The following is a 20,554-nucleotide window of genomic DNA, read 5'->3' on the forward strand; positions in this document are numbered from 1 at the left end:
GTCGTTTGCGTTTCGACTAACAGCACGCTCACCGCCAGTTGTTCCACGTTTGCTTAAAGCCCCTCCAACTCCGCCATCAAATCACTCAACCGATCCACCTTCTCGGCGCTGATTTCATTCGCCGCCAACCCCTCGATGTACTCGGCCAACTCCGCCACCGTGCTGCACTCAAACATCGCCCGCAACGGTACATCTCGCTGCAGGTTTTTCTGCACGCGGGAGGCAATCTGCGTGGCCAGCAACGAGTGCCCGCCCAACTCGAAGAAGTTGTCCTGCACGCCTACTCGCTCAACCTTGAGCACCTCAGCCCAAATGGCAGCCAAGGTGGTTTCCAGCTCGTTGCGCGGTGCCAGGTAGTCCTGGCTATGCAACTGGCCGATCTCCAGGGCTGGCAGGGCCTTGCGGTCGAGTTTGCCGTTGGCGTTCAGCGGCAGGCGCTCGAGCCATAACCAGTGCAGCGGCACCATGTATTCCGGCAGTTCAGCGCGCAGGCGTTGCTTGATGCGGTCGAGGCGATCACTTGGGTTCAACACGTCGTCCGCCGCCACCAAGTAACCCACCAGATGCTTGCCGTTGACGCCTTCCTGCACCCCCACCGCCGCGTCACGCACCTGGGGCTGTTCATGCAGGCGCGCTTCGATTTCACCCAGCTCGATGCGGTAGCCGCGAATCTTCACCTGATGATCGATACGGCCCACATATTCCAACACGCCATCGCTGCGCCGACGTGCCAGGTCGCCGGTGCGGTAGAGACGCTCGCCCGGCTCGCCGAACGGGTTGGGCACAAACACCTGCGCTGTACGCAGCGGATCGCTGACGTAACCACGGCCCACACCGGTACCCGCCACGCACAACTCACCCACAGCACCTTGTGGCACCAACTCCAGTGCGCCATCGAGCACGTACAACCGGTTGTTGTCGGTCGGCGTACCAATCGGCAGATAAGTGCCACGGGTAGACGCCAGGTCGACACGGAAGAACGCCACGTCGTCCGAACATTCCGCCGGGCCGTACGCGTTGACCAAACCAATTTCTGGATAACGCAGCAACCATTGGTGTGCCAGCTCCGGCGGCATCGCTTCGCCCGTCGGCAACATCCAGCGCAGGCCGTCCAGGCTCATGCGCTCCTGGGCGAGCATGCCCTGGATCAGCGACGGTACGCTCTCCAGCACGGTTATGCCTTGGGCCTGCACATGCGCCAGCAAACCCTGCGGATCATGCGCAATAGTGTTCGGCACGATATCCACCCGCGCGCCGAACAGCGGCGCGGCGAGGAATTGCCACACGGAAATATCGAAGCTCTGCGAAGCCGTCTGGGCGATTACATCCGCCGGGCTCAGGTCCAGGTACGGCACCTTGCTCAATTGGTTATTGAGCATGCCGCGCTGTTCGACCATCACGCCTTTGGGCAGGCCGGTAGAACCCGAGGTGTAGATCACGTAGGCAAGGTTGTCCGGGCCGCTGTAGATCCCTGGATTTTCCCCACGGCCCGGCACTTCCTCCCACACCAGTAACTGGCAGTCGGTGCCTTCCAACAACTCAATCGCCTGCTCGCGGCACGCTTCAGTGCACACCAGCAACGGCGTGCGGCTCAGGTCAATAATGCGGCTCAGGCGCTGGCTTGGCAGGCCCGGATCCAGCGGCAAGTAACCGGCGCCGGCCTTGAAGCTGCCGATGATCATGCCCAGCAGATCCAGGTTGCGCTCGGCCAGCAACGCCACCGGTTGATCCAGGCCGACACCCGCCGCAATCAGCGCGTAACCCAGGCCGTTGCTGCGCCGGTTCAACTCGTCATAGGTCCATTGCTGGTCAAGGCAACTGGCGGCGATGCGCTGCGGATGCTCGGCCACCTGCGCTTCAAACAGCTCGACGTAGCTGCGCTCCAATGGGTAGGCGTGCTCACTCTGGTTGCAGCCGTCCAACAGGAATTCACGCTCTTGCTCGCCGATCAGCGGCAGGTCGGCCATGTCGCCATGGAAGCCCTGCACCAACGCCAGCAACAGCCGCTTAAACTCACCGAGCATGCCTTGCACGGTGGTTTCGTCGAAGTAACGCTGGTCGTAGGACAGGTGCAAACCGAGGTCATCGCCCGGGTAGCACACCGCGGTCAGCGGGAAGTTGGTGTGGGTGCGGCCGGAATCCGAGGTGGCGTTCAGGCGTTGCGCGCGGTCCAGCACCGAGACTTCCACCGGCGCGTTCTCGAACACGAACAGGCTGTCGAACAGCGGCTGGCCCTTGGGCAACTCGCTGTGTTCCTGAATAGTCACCAGTGGCAGGTATTCGTACTCGCGCAGCTGCATGTTGCTGTCGAGCAAGCCACTCAACCACTGGCGTACGCTGCAGTGCTGATCGTCTTCAGGCAGTTTCACCCGCAGCGCAATGCTGTTGATGAACAGGCCGACGGTGCGTTGCATCTCGGGCATTTCCACCGGGCGCCCGGCCACAGTGACGCCAAACAACACGTCACGCTCCCCGCTCAAGCGACGCAGCACCAACGCCCAGGCCGCTTGGGCGAAGGTGTTGACGGTCAGTTGATGGGCCTGCGCCAATTCACGCAGTTGCGCACCGTCGCGGGCATCCAGGCGGGTGTAGCAGTCGCCCACCACCATGCCGCCGCTGTGACCTGCGTGTTCACGCAGAAACGGCCGGTCGCTCGGGATCGGCGTGGTGCGCTCGAAACCTTGCAAGTTCTGCTGCCACCACTGGCGCGCTTCGGCGAGGTTCTGGCGTTGCAGCCAGGCGATGTAGTCGCGGTAGCGCGGCGGCGTGGCCAGTTGCGCTTCGCGACCTTCGCTCAGGGCCATGTAGATATCAAAGAAGTCATTCATCAGCAGCGAACGGCACCAGGCATCAATGAGGATGTGGTGGTTGCTCATCAAGAACCAGTAGCGCGCTTCGCCGACGCGGATCAGGCGCAGGTGGAACGGCGCTTGGTTGAGCAGATCGAAACCGGCTTCACGCTCGGCCTTGAGCAGCGCTTGCAGACGCGGCTCCTGTTCACTTTCCGGATCGGCGCTCCAGTCCAGGTACTCAATCGGCGTGCTGCCCGGTTTGTGGATCACTTGCAGCATGTCTTCGCCGACGTTCCAGCAGAACGACGCACGCAAGGCTTCGTGACGGGCGATCACCGCCTGCCAGGCCTGGGCGAAACGCTCGGGGTCCAGCGCGCTGTGGATGCGGTAACGGTCCTGCATGTAGTAAAGGCCGGTGCCCGGTTCCAACAGGGTGTGCAGCAACAAGCCTTCCTGCATCGGCGTCAGCGGGTAGACGTCTTCGATGGTGCCGGCCGCAATCGGCAGGCTGTCGAGTTGTGCTTGGCTCAGGTGGGCCAGCGGGAAGTCGGAAGGCGTGAGGCCGCCGGCATCGTCCTTGAGGCAGTGGGCAATCAGGCTTTGCAGTTCGGCGAGGTAGGCATCGGCCAGCTCGCTAATGGTCTGCTGATCATGGCGCTCGCGGCTGAAGGTCCAGCGCAGCACCAATTCACCGCCATACACTTGGCTGTCGACGCTCAACGCGTTGGGCAGCGGCGCATCCGGGTCATGGGCCAGGCCGGCCGACTCATCCAATGGATGGAACAGCGCATCGGCGCCGAAGCTCTGGTCGAATTGGCCGAGGTAGTTGAAGGTGAGGTCGGCGCTTGGCAGGGCGGCCATGGTCTGCTGGCACAGATCGTCCGCCAGGTAACGCAGCACGCCGTAGCCCAAGCCTTTGTGCGGCACGCCGCGCAGTTGCTCCTTGATCGCCTTGATCGACGCGCCCTGCTCTGCTTGCGGTGTAAGACGCAGCGGATAAGCACTGGTGAACCAGCCGACGCTGCGGGTCAGGTCGATGTCATCAAACAAGGTTTCACGACCATGGCCTTCCAGCTGAATCAGCGCTGAATCGTGCCCACTCCAGCGGCACAGCACGCGGGCCAAGGCCGTCAGCAGCAGGTCGTTGACCTGGGTGCGGTAGGCGCTTGGCGCCTGTTGCAACAACTGGCGGGTGTGTTCGGCATCCAGGCGCACGCTGACGGTGTCGGCATCGCGATTGCGCCGCGCGCCGTTCGGGCGATCCACCGGCAATACCACCTGCGGGCCGGCCAACTGGTCTTGCCACACAGCCAACTCTTCGCGCAGGGATTCGCTGCTCGCATAAGCCTGCAAGCGCGCAGCCCAATCGCGCAAGGCGCTGGTCTTGGCCGGCAGGCTCACGGACTGACCATCGCTCAACTGGCGGTAAACCGTTTGCAGGTCTTCCAGCAACACGCGCCACGACACGCCATCCACCACCAGGTGATGAATCGCGATCAGCAGGCGTTGCTGACCTTGCGGGCCGTCCACCAGCAACGCGCGTAGCAGCGGGCCGTGTTCAAGGTCGAGGCTGCGTTGGGTGTCGGTGAACAGCGCGCTGCACTGCTGCATATCGCGCACTTGCGCCTGCATCAGTACGCCGCCTTGCGGCACGGCCAAATGCTCGGCGTGCCATTGGGCGTCGCGCGGGGTGAAGCTCAAGCGCAGGGCGTCGTGGTGCTCCAGCACCGCCAACAGCGCTTGCTCCAGGCGATGAGGTTCGAGCAGTTGCAGCGGTTTTAGCAGCAACGCCTGGTTCCAGTGCTGACGATTAGGCATCTCGGTATCGAAGAACCAATGCTGAATCGGCGTAAGCCCTGAGCTGCCAGTCAGCACGCCTTGCTCGGCGGTAACCTGCTCGGAACGCGTGGCCACGCCAGCCAGGGTTTGCACGGTCTGGTGCTGGAATAAATCGCGCGGGCTGAAGTGAATTCCAGCTTGCCGCGCGCGGCTGACTACTTGGATCGACAGGATTGAGTCGCCGCCCAGTTCAAAGAAATTATCGTCCAGGCCGACTTGCTGCACGTTCAATACGGCGCACCAGATCGCGGCCAGGGTGTGCTCCAGCTCATTGCGTGGCGCCACGTATTGTTGGCGATTCGCCTCCGGGTCCGGCTGCGGTAAGGCACGACGGTCGAGCTTGCCGTTGGCGGTCAGCGGCATGCTGTCCAGCACGATCAAGTGCGCGGGCACCATGTAGTCCGGCAGTTGCGCCTTGAGGTGTGCCTTCAGCGCCTCGCGCAGGGTGCCGTGGTCGGCGTCGCTGACCAGATAGGCCACCAGCTGTTTGCCGCTGGGTGATTCCAACGCCAGCACCACCGCTTCGCGCACCGCTGGGTGTTCCAGCAGGCGGGTTTCGATTTCGCCCAGCTCAATACGGAAACCGCGAATCTTCACTTGATGGTCGACACGGCCCAGGTACTCCACCAGGCCATCGACGCGTTGGCGCACCAGGTCGCCGGTGCGGTACAAACGCCCACCCTTCGTGGCAAACGGGTCGGCGACAAAGCGCTCCGCGGTCATGCCCGGGCGCTGGTGGTAACCCTGCGCCAGACCGGCCCCGCCTACATACAACTCGCCGGTCGCGCCTTGCGGCACCAGCGCCAGGTCGGCGTCGAGAATGTAGGCCACACGCGCGCCGATGATGCTGCCGATCGGCACGCTGGCGGCGCCCTCTTCCAACTGCTCCGGCGCCAGGCTGGCCAGCGGCATGACCACGGTTTCGGTCGGGCCGTAGGCGTTGAAAAACACCTCGGGGTTGAACGCCGCGCGGATACGCTGCAAGTGTTCGCCGGTCAGCGCCTCACCGCCGGTGATGCACATGCGCACCGGCAAGGTCTGGTGCTGGGTCGCCAGCCATTGCGCCAACTGGCTGCCGTAGCTTGGGGTAAAGCCCAGAATATTGATGCGATGGGTGCGGATCAGCGCGCAGATTTCTTCGGCATCCCACTGGCCCTGGGCTCGTAGAACCACCTGCGCACCGCTGAGCAGCGGCACCAGCAAACGCTCGGTGGCGGCGTCGAAGTTGATGGAATAAAAGTGCAGTTCGCAGTCATCCGGGCGCATGCCGAAACGCTCGATCACCGCCTGGCAATGCATGGCGATTTCACCGTGGGACACCACCACGCCTTTGGGCTTGCCGGTGGAGCCGGAGGTGTAGATCAGGTACGCCTGGTGTTGCGGCAGGTTGATGAAGGGCAGCTCGTTGGCCGGGTAATTGGCGAGCACCGCAAGGTCATCTTCCAGGCACCAACACGCCACCGTCGCCGGCAGTTCACCGAGCGCTTCAAACATCGCCGCGTCACTGAGCAGCAGGCCGATGCCGCTGTCTTCGATCATGTAGTGCAAGCGGTCCAGCGGGTATTCCGGGTCCAGCGGCACATAGGCACCGCCGGCTTTGAGGATCGCCAACAGGCCAATCACCATTTCCAAAGAACGCGGCAGCGCCAGGCCAACACGTACTTGAGGGCCGACGCCGCGCTCGCGCAGCATCCAGGCCAGGCGGTTGGCGCGGGCGTCCAGTTCGCGGTAGGTCAGCGTCTCACCGGCGAAGGTCAGCGCAGGCGCATCGGGACGATTATTCGCCTGCTGGCTGAACAGCGGATGGATGCACTGATCGAGGCGATGCTCACCGGCCTCGACACCCAAACTGTTTTGCAGCGCACGCTGCTCGGTCGCCGTCAGCAGCGGCAGTTCGCTGAGGCGCTGTTGCGGGTTGGCGATCAACGCCTCCAGCAGGTTGCGCCAATGCTCGGCCATGCGCGCAATGCGCGGTTCGTCAAACAGGTCGGTGCTGTAGGTTAGGCAGCAACCCAGGCGATGGTCGAGGTCGGTGACTTCCAGGTTGAGGTCGAACTTGGTTGCACGTGCATCGTTGGCCAGGTACTCGACAGTCATGCCGGCCAGTTGGCGGCTCTGCTGGAATTCCCAGCGCTGCACGTTGCACATCACCTGGAACAGCGGGTTGTACGCCGCGCTGCGCGGGGGTTGCAGGGCTTCCACCACGTGGTCGAACGGCAGGTCCTGGTGGGACTGGCCTTCAATCACGGTGTGGCGCACGTGCTCGAATAACTCCCCCACTTTCATCTGCCCATTGAGCTGGCAACGCAGCACCTGGGTGTTGAGGAAGGCGCCGATCAGCCCTTCGCTTTCCGGGCGAATCCGGTTGGCCACCGGCGCGCCGATGCGCAGATCGGTCTGGCCGCTATAACGGTAGAGCAACACGGCCAGGGTGGCGGTCATGGTCATGAACAGGGTCAAGCCACGCTCGGCATTGAAGGCGCGCACGCGGGCGGCCAGTTCATCGCTCAGGTCGAAGCGGTACAGCTCGCCCTGATGGCTTTGCACCGGCGGGCGTGGGCGATCGCCGGGCAGTTCGAGCAGTGGATGCTCATGCCCAAGCTGTGCGATCCAGTAGTCGAGTTGGCGCTGACGCTCACCAGACTCAAGCCACTGGCGCTGCCACACGCTGTAGTCGAGGTACTGCACCGGCAACGGCGCCAGCGGCGAGTCGCGCTCGTCGATAAAGGCTTCGTACAGCGCGCTGAGTTCACGCGCGAAGATGTCCATCGCCCAACCTTCGGTGACGATATGGTGCAGGGTCAGCACCAGGTAGTGTTCCTGCTCGCCGGCCTTGACCAGGCATGCGCGCAGCAGTGGCCCGGTTTCCAGGTTGAAGGGCGTGTGGGCTTCGTGGTCGGCAAGCTGTTGCAGACGCCGCTGGCGCTCGGTGTCGTTCAGCGCCGAGAAATCCTGCCAGTCCATGCGCAGGCCGGTTTGCGGCGCGACCTTTTGATAAGCCACGCCGTCGACGCTCGGGAACGTTGTACGCAGGGTTTCGTGGCGCATGATCAAGGCTTGCAACGCGGCCTCGAAACGCCCCACATCCAGCACGCCGCGCAGGCGCGCCATGCCGCCGACGTTGTAGGCCGGGCTGTCCGGTTCCATCTGCCAGAGGAACCACATGCGCTGCTGCGAATAGGACAGCGGCACCGGCGCGCTGCGGTCGACTTTGGCGATGGCGGTTTGCTGGTTGCGCTGGCCCGAGGCTTGGATCAGCCCGACTTGCTCGGCAAACGCGCCCAACTCGCTGGCTTCGAACAAGGTGCGCAATGGCAACTCGACGTCGCAGGCCTGGCGGGTGCGCGAGATGATTTGCGTGGCCAGCAACGAGTGGCCGCCGAGGGCGAAGAAGTCGTCGCTCAAGCCAATGCGTGGCAGGCCGAGGACTTCGCGCCAGATCGCCGCAATCTGATGCTGCAACGGCGTTTCGGGTTCGATGTGTTCACGGGTTTGCCACACCGGTTCGGGCAATGCGCGACGGTCGAGTTTGCCGCTGGGGCTCAGGGGCATGGCGTCCAGGCGCATCAGTTGCGCGGGCACCATGTACTCCGGCAGCTCGGCGGCCAAGGCGGTTTTTACCGCTTGTTCGTCCAACTCGGTACCGGCGGTGTAGTAACCGATCAACTGCTGCTCACGCACCAGCACCACGGCCTGGGCGATGCCGTCCATGGCCAGCAGGCGCGCTTCGATTTCTTCCGGTTCCACACGAAAGCCACGCAGTTTGACCTGCTGATCAAGGCGGCCGAGGTATTCGAGCACGCCGTCAGCGCTCCAGCGCACACGGTCACCGGTGCGATACAGGCGTGCGCCCGCCTCGCCCAGTGGGTCGGCGACAAAACGTTCGGCGGTCAGCCCGGCGCGGCCGAGGTAACCACGCGCCAGGCCGATGCCGCCGATGCACAGTTCGCCCGGCACACCGGCGGGCAGTGGGTTGAGGTGTTCGTCCAGCACACGGCAGGTCACATTGCCCAGCGGCCGGCCAATCGGCGAGCGCTCGCCATCCTCGGCGTTGCATTGCCAATGGGTGACGTTGATCGCGGTTTCGGTCGGGCCATAACGGTTGTGCAGTTGCACTGCCGGCAGGCGTGCCAATACGCGGTTGCGCAACTCGGTGGGCAAGGCTTCGCCGCCGGAGAACAGGCGGCGCAGGCTGGTGCATTCGGCCACCAACGGCTCATCGATAAACAGCTGCAACAGCGGCGGCACAAAGTGCAAGGTAGTCACGCCGTGCTCCTGCACCAACTGCGCGATGCGGTGCGGGTCGCGATGCTCGCCGGGGCCGGCCAGCACCAACCGGCAACCGGTGATCAGCGGCCAGAAGCATTCCCACACCGACACGTCGAAACTGATCGGCGCCTTTTGCATCAGCACATCGGTTTCGTTGAGTTGATACGTGGCCTGCATCCACTGCAAGCGCTCGGCCAGTGCCGCATGGGTATTGCCCACGCCTTTGGGCTGGCCAGTGGAGCCGGAGGTGTAGATCACGTAGGCGAGGTTATCGCCGTGCAAGTGCAGACCCGGCGCCTGGGTCGGCCAACTGTCGAGGTGCAGGCTGTCCATCGCGATCACGCACACGCCTTCGGTGGCCGGTAACAGCTCCAGCAGCGAGGTTTGGGTCAGCAGCAGGTGTACGCCGCTGTCCTGAAGCATGTAGGCCAGGCGGTCGGCGGGGTAATCCGGGTCCAGCGGCACGTAGGCGCCACCGGCCTTGATGATCGCAAGCAAGCCGATCAACAGTTGCGGCGAACGCTCGGCGGCGATGGCCACGCACACATCCGGGCCGACGCCTTTGTCACGCAGGTAATGGGCCAGGCGGTTGGCCTGGGTGTGCAGTTGAGCGAAGGTCAGGCTGGCGCCCTGCCAGACCAGTGCGGTGCTGTCCGAGGTGTGCCGGTTAAGTAACTCGGGCAACCACTGCTGCGCGGGCACGCACGGCGCTTCGCTCCACGGCTGCTGCTCGTCGGTTTGCATCAGCTTCAGGTCGCCGATGGCCTGTTGCGGTTGCTCGCAGACGGCGTGCAGCAGGTTGATGAAGTGCTCGGCGAGACGCTGAATGGTTGCACTGTCGAACAATTCATCGGCGTAGTCGAACGACAGGCTCAGGCGCCCGTTGCGGTCTTCTTCGCTGTGCAGTTGCAGGTCGAACTTGGCCTCGCGGCTGTGCCACGCCAGCTCATCGGCGAGCATCCCCGGCAGGCGGCGCAAGGCACTCAAGTCGCGCTGCTGGTGGTTGAACATGACCTGGAACAGGCCTTGTTCACGGGCTTGCGGGAAGGCTTCCAGCAGTTGTTCGAACGGCAGGTCCTGATGGGCCTGGGCACCCAACGCCGTTTGGCGGGTTGCAGCCAACAGCTGGTTGAACGGCAGTCGCCCATCCAGCTCGGCGCGCAGCACCAAGGTGTTGATGAAGAAGCCGACCAGGCCTTGGGTTTCCTGGCGCGGGCGGTTGGCATTCGGCACGCCGATGCGAATATCACGCTGGCCGCTGTAGCGGTAGAGCAGGCTTTGGAACGCCGCCAGCAGCAACATGAACGGTGTGGATTCGTTGGCCTGGGCGGTCTGGCGAATCGCGGCACTGAGGCCTGCATCCAGGCGCACGCTATGGCGCGAGGCGCTGTTGCGTTGCTGCGCCGAGCGCGGGTGGTCGGTGGCCAGGCTCAGGGTTGGATGCTCCTCGCCCAACTGCGCTTTCCAATACGCCAATTGCCGCTGGCCTTCGCCTTCTGCCAGCCATTGGCGCTGCCAGTTGCCGTAGTCGGCGTATTGCAGGGCCAATGGCGGCAGCGCCAGGGTTTGGCCCTGGGTCGCGGCAGCGTACAGGCGCGAGAATTCATCGATAAGGATATTCAGCGACCAACCGTCGGCGATGATGTGGTGCAGCGTGACCAACAATTGGTGCTCTTCATCGTCCAGACGTACCAGGGTCACCCACAGCAGCGGGCCTTTTTCCAGGTCGAAGTGGGTGCGCGCTTCGTCTTCGCGGATCTGTTGCGCGCGCGCTTCACGCTCGGCGGCGGGCAGGTCGCTGAGGTCGATGACGTGCAGGTCGAATTCGATGCTTGCGTCCACACGCTGGAAGGCCTGGCCGTCGCGCTCGTAGAAGCGGGTACGCAGGGCTTCGTGGCGCTGGATCAGGCGCTGGAAGCTGGCGCGCACCGCGTCTTCGTCCAGCTCACCGCGCAAGCGCAAGGCGCCGGGGATGGTGTAGGCGCTGCTCTGCGGGTCGAGTTGCCAGGTGATCCACAGGCGATTTTGTGCCAGGGATTGCGGCAGGTCGTCTTGGCGCGACAAGGCATGAATCGCGCCTTGAGCGATGCCGCCGTCCTGCTGCAATTGCGCGACGTTTGCGGCAAAGCTCGCAAGCGTCGGCGCTTCGAACAGCATGCGCAGGTTCAGCTCCAGGCCCAGGGTTTCTCGCAGGCGCGCAACCACTTGGGTGGCGGTGATGGAGTTACCGCCGAGCAGGAAGAAGTGGTCATCGCCCGCGACAGTTGCGACCTGCAACTGCTCGCACCAGATCGCTGCGATCTGGCTTTGCAGTTCGGTTTCCAACGCCGCATCGCTCGCTTGCACGTGCAGGTCGGGGAACTGCGCATAGCTGTCGAGGCTGCCGTCGGCGTGGCGAAGGGCACACGCCGAGCGCTGCACCTTGCCGCTGGACGTCTTGGGCAAGGCGCCGGGGTTGAGCAATACAACCACGCTCGGGGCTTGTTGATAGGCCTCGGCCACGGCCTGGCGGATAGCTTTGATCAGCGCTTCGGGTGGCAGGATTTTCTGCACGCTGCGGCTGATTTCGGCGGCGATGCCGATGCCTTCCAGGCCCTGATCATTCACGGCAAAGGCGGCGACGCGGCCCTTGCGCACCACTTCCACTTCGCGCTCGATGGTCTGTTCGATGTCCTGGGGATACAGGTTGTGGCCGCGCACGATCAGCAGGTCTTTCAGGCGACCGGTGATGTACACCTCGCCCTCGCGGATAAAACCCAGGTCGCCGGTGCGCAGCCAGGTGCGGCCGGCCTGTTCTACGAACGTCTTGGCAGTGGCCTCAGGGTTGCGCCAGTAGCCGTGGGCGATGCTCGGGCCGGTGGCCCACAGCTCGCCGACACGGTTATCCGGCAGCTCGTTCAACGTGTGCGGGTCGGCAATCAACACCGCGTGTTCCGGCTGGCAGGTGCCGCAGCTCATGATCGCGCTGCCCTGCCCCGGCTCGGCACGATTCGCCGCCAGCGCTTGTTCGTCCAGGCGCAAGGCCGGGATGCCGTGGCCACGGGTGCCGCCGGCGACAAACAGGGTGGCCTCGGCTAAGCCGTAGGAGGCGAAAAAATTGTTCGAGGTGAACCCGCAGGCTGCGAACTTCTCGGCGAAGCGTTCCAGGGTGTCGAGGCGGATCGGTTCGGAGCCCGAATACGCCACGCGCCACTTGCTCAAGTCCAGGCGTTCCAGGGCGGATTCGCTGACCCGCTCGCTGCACAGGCGATAAGCGAAATCCGGCCCCCCGCTGATGGTGCCGCCGTATTCGCTGATCGCTTCGAGCCAGCGCAATGGCCGGCCGAGGAAGTAAGCCGGCGACATCAACACACACGGCACGCCGCTGAAGATCGGTTGCAGCAGGCCGCCGATCAGGCCCATGTCGTGGTACAGCGGCAGCCAGCTGACGATCACGTCATCCGGGTTGAGGTCGATGCCGAAGCCGCGACGGATCAGCACTTCGTTGGCCACCAGGTTGCCGTGGCTGACTTGCACACCTTTGGGCAATGCGGTGGAGCCGGAGGTGTATTGCAGGAAGGCGATGTCGTCGGCGTGTAGTTCGGGTTCGACCCAGCCGTCGGCGATCTGCGCATCCAGGGTGTCGACGCTCAGCACCGGCGGTGCGTTGTCGATCTGTGACAGGCCGCCGCCGAGGCTGGCGATGGTCAGCAGCAGGCGCGGTTCGGCATCGGCGATGATCGACAGCAGGCGCTCCTGGTGATGCCGACGCGTGGATTCGGGCGGATAAGCCGGCACCGCGATGACCCCGGCGTACAGGCAACCAAAGAACGCCGCGACGTAGTCCGGGCCGCTGGGGAACAACAGCACCGCGCGGTCGCCCAACGCCGCGTTGGCCTGCAAGGCGGCGGCGATGGTGCGGGCGCGTTGGTCCAAGTCACGGTAACTGAGCACGACGCTGTGCTCGGCCGACTCGGCGAGGAAGCGCAGGGCTACCTGATCCGGGGTCTGCGCGGCACGACGTTGAAGGGACTGGACCAATGTGCGGGGAAGTTCGAAGGCGTCCATCATGGGGTTCCTGCCTGAAATCGGCTTACGGGAAAATCGAGAATTAGAGAGCGCTTAGCCGGCGGCCAGTGGCCGCGCCGCGCCATTGCGCCAGCGCGCCAGGTGTTCGTCGGCATAGCGCCGCAGGCAGCGCAGCACGGCACTTTCGTGCTGCACGAGGAAGAAGTGGTGACCATCAAACATGTCCAGGGAAAAGCCGCTGGCGGTGTCGGCCTGCCAGTCGAGCAACTGCTCGGCGCGCACGCTGTCTTGCTTGCCGCCGAACACATGGATCGGCATACCCAGCGGCTCGCGCTGGCCGTAGGTGAAGCTGCCGCAGAGCAGGAAGTCGGCGCGCAGAATCGGCAGCATCAACTGCATCAGCTCGGGGTTGGCCAGGGCTTCTTCGGCGGTGCCCTGCAGTTCGCGCAGGCGGGCGATCAGTTGTTGGTCGGTCTTTGCGATGGCGTATTCGCTCACATCACGGCGCGCCGGGCCGGCGGTGCCAGAGGCGAATAACGCCAGTGGCGCAGGCACGCCGCGCTCATTCAGTGCGTGGGCCAGCTCAAATGCCAGCAAGCCGCCGAGGCTGTGGCCGAACAGAGCATAGGGGTCGCTCAGGTCACGGCTGATCTCATCCGCAAGCTGCGCTGCCAAGGCCTTGATATCGCGCTGCAACGGTTCATCCATGCGCATGCCACGCCCCGGCAACTCCAGCGGGCACACGTGCAACCAATCCGGCAAAGCCCGGCGCCAACGCGCATAAACCATGGCGCTGGCCCCCGAATAGGGCAGGCAAAACAGGCGCAGTCGCGTGGAGGCACTCATCAATTTAGGTCTCCAAACAAAAACACGCTGTATGCACGATACAAACCCATGTCGTCCTCCTGCGGGCGCTGATCCTTGGCCGTTTGTTAACGGACCTGTCACCCATGAGAACGGACGGAGCGGGCAAATAATTAGTCGCGGGAGAGGAGCGAGACGCGGTTCACACCTTCCAAACAGGCATAAGATTAGTTCGCCTTCTCATTTGACAATCATTATCATTAAGCATAATTTGTTGCCCGATGTGTAGGAGGCCTCAGCAAGGATGCCCTCCCCTAACTCTTTTGCGACAAGGTGATTTCCATGACGGAACAAGTATCCACAGGCAGGTGCGACTCACCGCTTCTCCAAGCATTCGTCGACAATCGTTTGATTCTGGTGAAGATCGCGGCACGCATTACCGGCTGCCGCTCGCGTGCCGAAGACGTCGTGCAGGACGCCTACTTCCGGCTGCAATCGGCGCCGACGATCACGTCATCGTTCAAGGCCCAATTGAGTTATCTGTTCCAGATCGTGCGCAACCTGGCGATCGATCACTACCGCAAGCAGGCCCTGGAGCTCAAATACTCCGGGACGGAAGAGGAAGGCTTGAATGTGGTTATTCACGGCGCATCACCGGAAACCTCCCACATCAACTTCAACACCCTGGAAAACATCGCCGACGCCCTGACGGAGCTGCCACAACGCACCCGCTATGCGTTCGAGATGTACCGCCTGCACGGCGTACCGCAAAAGGACATCGCCAAGGAACTCGGTGTGTCACCGACCCTGGTGAACTTCATGATTCGTGATGCGCTGGTGCATTGCCGCAAGGTGTCGGGCAACCACAGCGATACGTTTGCGCGCAGGGTTTGATTGATCAAAGAGTAACAGGCCTCACATAGACCTCAGCGCATCGCCGTCACATCAATGCGATACGGCTCGAAGATCTTCAACATCTGCCCATTATCGCGCAGGCGCTTGAGCAACTCGGCAAACGCTGCCCCGGTAATCGGTGCCTTGGGCCGCAGCAACGCGTAGTGGTGATACACCTGGTCAATACGCTCCGAGACCAGGAACTGCCCGGCCATGTCCGCATTGCGCACCATGAAATCACTCAAGTACGAACGCGTGACCAGCGCGATATCGGCACGCCCACGCGCCACCATCAGCAAGTTGCTGTCATGGGAATAAGTCAACGTGGCGTTGAAGTGTTCGGCCATGTACTTGGGGTCAGGATTGAAGTTGGCGAAGGCGTAGTGATAACCGCTGAACAAGGCCAGGCGCTTGCCGTTGAGGTCGGCGAAATAGTGTTGGTCGCGACCGGCCCCACGCTGGGCGACGAAGATTTCCGCGTCTTCCAGGCCCATGTCCACCGCGGTATGCGCAATGTTCTGCCAGCCCCAGTCGGGGTTTTCGAAGATCGCCATGTCGACCCGGCCTTGCTCGAAATCGCGGAAGCGCCGTGGAATGGAGGTCGGCACCAGCACAAACTGGTAGTCGGTTTGCGAGGCGTTCAGGGCTTCGACCAGTTGCGGCAGTAAACCGGTGTCGGCGCCTTGCTCAGGGCGTACGGTGTAGGGCGGGAAATGCGCGGCGCCGATCCTCACCAATTGCGCAGCCGAAGCCGGCACACCCCACGCGGTGCCCAGTGCCCATATAGTTAGTCCTGCAGCCAGCCGCGATGGCGAAAACATTGAGACACACACCGTTTAATACTCTGATGGCGATAAGCTAGGCGTTTTTGTCAGGTGAGACAACTTTCCATCGGCAAATTAATGGCTTGCACCTCAATCGGCCTTCAGCACCATCAGCAGGGCTTCTTCGGCCAATTGCTCCAAAGTCAGGCTGCCTTGGGCGCGAAACCAAGTGGTGGTCCAAGACAACGCACCGGTCAGGAAGCGCCGGGTGATAAACACATCGCCCCTGATGTAACCGGCGGCCTTGGCCTCGCCCAGCACCTGCAGCCAGATCTCTTCATACACGTCACGCAGCGCCAGCACCTGGGCCTGGCCGTCGGCCGACAGTGAGCGCCATTCGTAGACCAACACCGCCATGGCTTCGCCGCTGCCGCCCATGATCGACTGCAATTCGCAGCGGATCAGCGCCAATACACGCTCACGCACGGTGTTCGCTTCTTCCAACGATGCTCGCATCATCGCCGTGTTGTAGTGGATGGTTTCCTCCATCACCGCGCGCAGGATCTCGTCCTTGCTCTTGAAGTGATGAAAGATGCTGCCGGACTGAATGCCCACCGCGCTGGCCAGATCACGTACGGTGGTACGCTCAAAGCCTTTGTTGCGAAACAGGTGAGCTGCGGTTTGCAGCAATTTGCCCCGGGCACTGTCGGGGTCGGTCAATTGGCCGCCGTCGACCATGGTGCGCATCACCCGTAGGGCTTTCTGCTCATCCATGCCTCTCTCCTTCACGTGTGCTGACGTCTTGGGCGGCAATTTAGGCCGTGGCCGCCAGCCAAGCAAGCGCTTGGGCAAAACTTATGCGCCTAGTTTACAAACCAAGCGCTTGCTTGGTAGTCTCGGCACCAGCCATTAGAGGAAGGATTTCTCATGAGCAAGACGGTTCGTATCGGCTGCGCCAGCGCCTTCTGGGGTGATACCTGCACCGCTGCCGCCCAATTGGTGCACGGCGGCGCGCTGGATTACCTGGTGTTCGACTATTTGGCAGAAGTCACGATGTCGATCCTCGCCGGTGCGCGGATGAAAGATCCCCAGGCCGGCTACGCCACCGATTTTGTCGAGGTGCTCACGCCGCTGCTGGGCGATATCCAACGCCAGGGCATCCGCGTGATCAGCAATGCTGGTGGCATCAACCCGCAGGCCTGCGCCGCCGCCCTGCAAGCGGCCTGCGATAAGGCGCAAATCCCGCTGAAAATCGCCGTACTGTTGGGCGATGACCTGCAACCGCAGCTCAAGCACCTGCACGGCGTCACCGATATGTTCAATGGCGCGCCGCTGCCGCCGATGTGCGTCTCCGTCAACGCCTACCTCGGCGCGCCAGGCATTGCCGCCGCGCTGGAACGGGGCGCGGACATCGTCATCACCGGCCGCGTGGTCGACAGCGCCGTGGTCAGCGCCGCGCTGGTGCATGCATTCAACTGGTCGTGGCAAGACTACGACCGCCTCGCCCAGGCCGCACTCGCCGGGCATATCATCGAATGCGGCGCGCAGTGCACCGGCGGCAACTTCACCGATTGGCGCGACGTGCCGGACTACGAGCACATCGGTTTCCCCATCGTCGAGGTCAGCGCCGACGGCCAGTTCACCGTCAACAAGGTCGACGGCACGGGTGGGCTGATCAGCGAACTCAGCGTGGCCGAGCAGTTGCTGTATGAGATCGGCGACCCGCGCGCCTACTTGCTGCCCGACGTGATCTGCGATTTCAGCCAGGTCAAATTGCAGCAGCAAGGTAAACACAGCGTGCGCCTGCACGGGGCCAAGGGTTTGCCGCCGACCAATCAATACAAGGTCAGCGCCACCTACCCGGACGGCTTTCGTTGCACCGCCAGTTGCCTGATCGCCGGGATCGACGCGGTGGCCAAGGCCGAGCGGGTCAGCCAGGCGATCATCAACAAGACCTCGGAACTGTTCAGCCAGCGCGGCTGGGCGCCTTACACCGAAGTGAACATTGAATTGCTCGGCAGCGAAGCCACCTACGGCGCCCACGCCCAACGCCAGGACTGCCGCGAAGTGGTGGTCAAACTCGCGGTGCGCCACCCGAGCAAACAGGCGCTGGTGCTATTCGCCCGCGAGATCGCCCAGGCGGCGACCGGCATGGCGCCCGGGCTGACCGGGATCGTCGGTGGACGGCCGACAGTGTATCCGCTGATTCGGCTGTTTTCGTTCCTCGTTGATAAATCCTCCTGCGAGCTGGTGATCGACCTCCAAGGCCAGCACCACCGCTGTGAACTGCCAGTGGCCGATGCACTGTGCACCCCGGCCGCGCCGATTGACCCGCCCAAGCCCCAAGGCCGCGCCGATGCCAGCGTGCCGCTGGTGAAACTGGCCGTGGCACGCTCCGGCGACAAGGGCAACCACAGCAATATCGGCGTGATCGCCCGCCACCCCGACTACCTGCCGTGGATCGCCGAAGTGCTGACCCCGCAAGTGATCGTCGACTGGATGAGCCACGTGCTCGACCCCGTCCACGGCCGCGTCGAGCGCTGGTACTTGCCCGGCAGCCACAGCCTGAACTTTCTGCTGGAAAACGCCCTGGGCGGCGGCGGTATCGCCAGCCTGCGCATCGACCCGCAGGGCAAAGCCTTCGCCCAGCAACTGCTGGAAATCCCCATTGCTGTGCCGCAACACATCGCCGATCAATTCAAATAAAGGAGCGTTGCCGTGGCCTTCGCCTCAATCTTCAAAAGCGACCTGTTCCAAGGGCAAACCGTGATCGTCACCGGTGGCGGCAGCGGCATTGGCCGCTGCACCGCGCATGAACTGGCGGCCCTCGGCGCCCGTGTGATCCTGGTGGGCCGCAAGCCGGAAAAACTGCAAGCGGTGGCGGCGGAAATTGCCGAAGACGGTGGCACGGCCCATTGGCAGGCGTGCGATATTCGCGATGAAGAGGCGGTAAAAGCGCTGGTGGCACAGGTCATTCACGCACACGGGCCGATTCACGGGCTGGTGAATAACGCGGGCGGCCAATACCCATCGCCCCTGGCCTCGATCAACCAAAAGGGCTTTGAAACCGTACTGCGCACCAACTTGGTCGGCGGGTTCCTGATGGCGCGGGAAGTGTTCAACCAGTCGATGAGCAAGCACGGCGGCGCCATCGTCAACATGCTCGCCGACATGTGGGGCGGCATGCCCGGCATGGGCCACTCGGGCGCGGCGCGCTCAGGCATGGACAACTTCACCAAGACCGCCGCGTTCGAATGGGGCTATGCCGGGGTGCGCGTCAACGCCGTGGCGCCAGGCTGGATTGCCTCAAGCGGCATGGACACCTACGAAGGCGCGTTCAAGGCGGTGATCCCGACCTTGCGTGAACACGTGCCGCTCAAGCGTATCGGCACCGAATCGGAAGTCAGCGCGGCCATCGTGTTTCTGCTCAGCCCCGCCGCCGCCTTCATCAGCGGCAGCACCTTGCGCATCGACGGCGCCGCCAGCCTGGGCAGCCGCGCCTGGCCATTGCCCAAAGCGCAGCCGCCGAGTGAACCTTTCAATGGTTTTCACCGCGCTTACCTGCCGGATGTACTCAAGGTGGAGCAATAAAGCATGCCGGTGATTGAAAGCTTGATCGACGCCCACAGCCCGCAGTTCGCGCAAAACCGCGAAGCGATGCTGGCTGCCATCGCGCAGCTGCGCCAGCTGGAACACACCCTGCTGAGCAAGGCACAGGAAGCTAAACCCAAGTTCGACAAGCGCGGCCAACTGCTGCCGCGCGAGCGCCTCAACCTGCTGCTGGACCCCGGCGCGCCGTTCCTGGAACTGGCGAGCCTGGCCGGCTACAAACTCCACGACGACAAAGATGGCAGCGCGGCCGGCGGCGGCTTGATCGCCGGCATCGGCTACGTCAGCGGCGTGCGCATGTTGGTGGTGGCCAATAACAGCGCGATCAAGGGCGGCACCATTTCCCCCACGGGGCTGAAAAAATCCCTGCGCCTGCAACAGATCGCCATGGAAAACAAACTGCCGGTGGTGACCCTCGCCGAAAGCGGCGGCGCCAACCTCAACTATGCCGCCGAGATTTTCGTCGAAGGCGCGCGCAGCTTTGCCAACCAGGCGCGCATGTCGGCCATGGGCCTGCCGCAGATCACCGTGGTGCACGGCTCGGCCACGGCGGGCGGTGCGTATCAGCCGGGGCTGTCGGATTACGTGGTGGTGGTGCGCGGCAAGGCCAAGCTGTTCCTCGCCGGGCCGCCGCTGCTCAAAGCCGCCACTGGTGAAGTGGCGACGGATGAAGAATTGGGCGGCGCCGAGATGCATGCGCAAACCGCCGGCACGGCCGAATACCTGGCCGAAAACGATGCTGATGGCGTGCGCATCGTGCGCGAAATCGTCAGCCTGTTGCCTTGGGATGATCGAAAGCCATCTGCGCCGCAACGGGCTTACACCGCGCCGCTGTATCCCATCGAAGAGCTGCTGGGGCTGATCCCCGACGACCCGAAAAAACCCTACGACGTGCGCGAAATCCTCGCGCGCCTGGCGGACGGCTCCAACTTTCTCGAATTCAAGGCCGAGTTCGATGCCCACACCGTCTGCGGCCATTTGCATATACAAGGCCGTGCCGTTGGCGTGATCGGCAATAACGGCCCGATCACACCCAAAGGCGCAAGCAAGGCCGCACAGTTTATCCAGCTGTGCGACCAGAGCCGCACGCCGCTGCTGTTCCTGCACAACACCACCGGTTTTATGGTGGGCACCGAGTCGGAGCAGCAAGGCGTGATCAAGCACGGCGCGAAGATGATCCAGGCGGTGGCCAACGCGCGGGTGCCTAAACTCACGGTGGTGGTTGGCGGTTCTTACGGCGCCGGCAACTATGCGATGTGCGGCCGTGGCCTGGACCCGCGCTTTATCTTCGCCTGGCCCAACAGCCGCACGGCGGTGATGGGCGGCGCGCAAGCGGGCAAGGTGCTGCGTATCGTCACCGAGGCCAAGCAACTCAAGGAGGGTTTGGTGCCCGACCCCAAGGTGCTGGACATGCTCGAGCAGGTCACTGCGCAGAAGCTCGACAGCCAGTCCACCGCGCTCTATGGCAGCGCGAATCTGTGGGACGACGGGCTGATCGATCCACGCGATACCCGCACGCTGCTGGGTTACCTGCTGGATATTTGCCATGAAGCCGAGGTGCGGCAGTTGCAGCCC

7 protein-coding genes and 1 pseudogene are annotated in these 20,554 nt (G+C 63.3%); 4 read left to right on the top strand and 4 right to left on the bottom strand.

Going from position 1 to position 20,554, the window contains the following annotated elements:
- Positions 1 to 53: 53 nt before the first annotated feature.
- Positions 54 to 12,950 (bottom strand): non-ribosomal peptide synthetase, encoded by a 12,897-nt coding sequence (locus GJU48_RS16330; RefSeq protein ID WP_094950787.1) that lies wholly within the window; start codon positions 12,948 to 12,950, stop codon positions 54 to 56.
- Between the two features lie 51 nt (positions 12,951 to 13,001).
- A complete protein-coding gene (locus tag GJU48_RS16335; protein WP_094950786.1) occupies positions 13,002 to 13,754 on the bottom strand; it encodes a thioesterase II family protein in 753 nt (250 codons plus the stop codon).
- A 300-nt stretch (positions 13,755 to 14,054) separates the two neighbouring features.
- Between GJU48_RS16335 and GJU48_RS16340 the strand changes: the two genes are divergently transcribed.
- The gene (locus tag GJU48_RS16340; RefSeq protein WP_027603895.1) at positions 14,055 to 14,606 is read left to right on the top strand and encodes an RNA polymerase factor sigma-70; all 552 of its coding nucleotides are present in this window, start codon (positions 14,055 to 14,057) and stop codon (positions 14,604 to 14,606) included.
- A gap of 32 nt (positions 14,607 to 14,638) precedes the next feature.
- Here the strand turns inward: GJU48_RS16340 and GJU48_RS16345 are convergent, their stop codons facing one another.
- Positions 14,639 to 15,427, bottom strand: coding sequence for a substrate-binding periplasmic protein (locus GJU48_RS16345; RefSeq protein ID WP_094950785.1), 789 nt, complete (start codon positions 15,425 to 15,427; stop codon positions 14,639 to 14,641).
- Between the two features lie 93 nt (positions 15,428 to 15,520).
- Positions 15,521 to 16,144, bottom strand: coding sequence for a TetR/AcrR family transcriptional regulator (locus GJU48_RS16350; protein ID WP_094950784.1), 624 nt, complete (start codon positions 16,142 to 16,144; stop codon positions 15,521 to 15,523).
- Between the two features lie 153 nt (positions 16,145 to 16,297).
- Between GJU48_RS16350 and GJU48_RS16355 the strand changes: the two genes are divergently transcribed.
- The 3 genes and pseudogenes from GJU48_RS16355 to GJU48_RS16365 all read left to right on the top strand — a co-directional run.
- Complete coding sequence (locus tag GJU48_RS16355; RefSeq protein WP_094950783.1) at positions 16,298 to 18,076, top strand: acyclic terpene utilization AtuA family protein; 1,779 nt, start codon at positions 16,298 to 16,300, stop codon at positions 18,074 to 18,076.
- A gap of 12 nt (positions 18,077 to 18,088) precedes the next feature.
- A complete protein-coding gene (locus GJU48_RS16360; protein WP_094950782.1) occupies positions 18,089 to 18,961 on the top strand; it encodes an SDR family oxidoreductase in 873 nt (290 codons plus the stop codon).
- Positions 18,962 to 18,964: 3 nt separating this feature from the next.
- Positions 18,965 to 20,551 (top strand): annotated as a pseudogene (locus GJU48_RS16365) (acyl-CoA carboxylase subunit beta); the annotation flags it as partial.
- Positions 20,552 to 20,554: the final 3 nt, after the last annotated feature.

This window comes from Pseudomonas sp. IB20 (genome assembly GCF_009707325.1).
GTDB lineage: Bacteria > Pseudomonadota > Gammaproteobacteria > Pseudomonadales > Pseudomonadaceae > Aquipseudomonas.

Coding starts and splice junctions, on each gene's coding strand:
- GJU48_RS16355 (WP_094950783.1), top strand. CDS start 16,298: ATGAGCAAGACGGTTCGTATCGGCTGCGCCAGCGCCTTCTGGGGTGAT.
- GJU48_RS16340 (WP_027603895.1), top strand. CDS start 14,055: ATGACGGAACAAGTATCCACAGGCAGGTGCGACTCACCGCTTCTCCAA.
- GJU48_RS16330 (WP_094950787.1), bottom strand. CDS start 12,950: ATGATGGACGCCTTCGAACTTCCCCGCACATTGGTCCAGTCCCTTCAA.
- GJU48_RS16345 (WP_094950785.1), bottom strand. CDS start 15,427: ATGTTTTCGCCATCGCGGCTGGCTGCAGGACTAACTATATGGGCACTG.
- GJU48_RS16335 (WP_094950786.1), bottom strand. CDS start 13,754: ATGAGTGCCTCCACGCGACTGCGCCTGTTTTGCCTGCCCTATTCGGGG.
- GJU48_RS16350 (WP_094950784.1), bottom strand. CDS start 16,144: ATGGATGAGCAGAAAGCCCTACGGGTGATGCGCACCATGGTCGACGGC.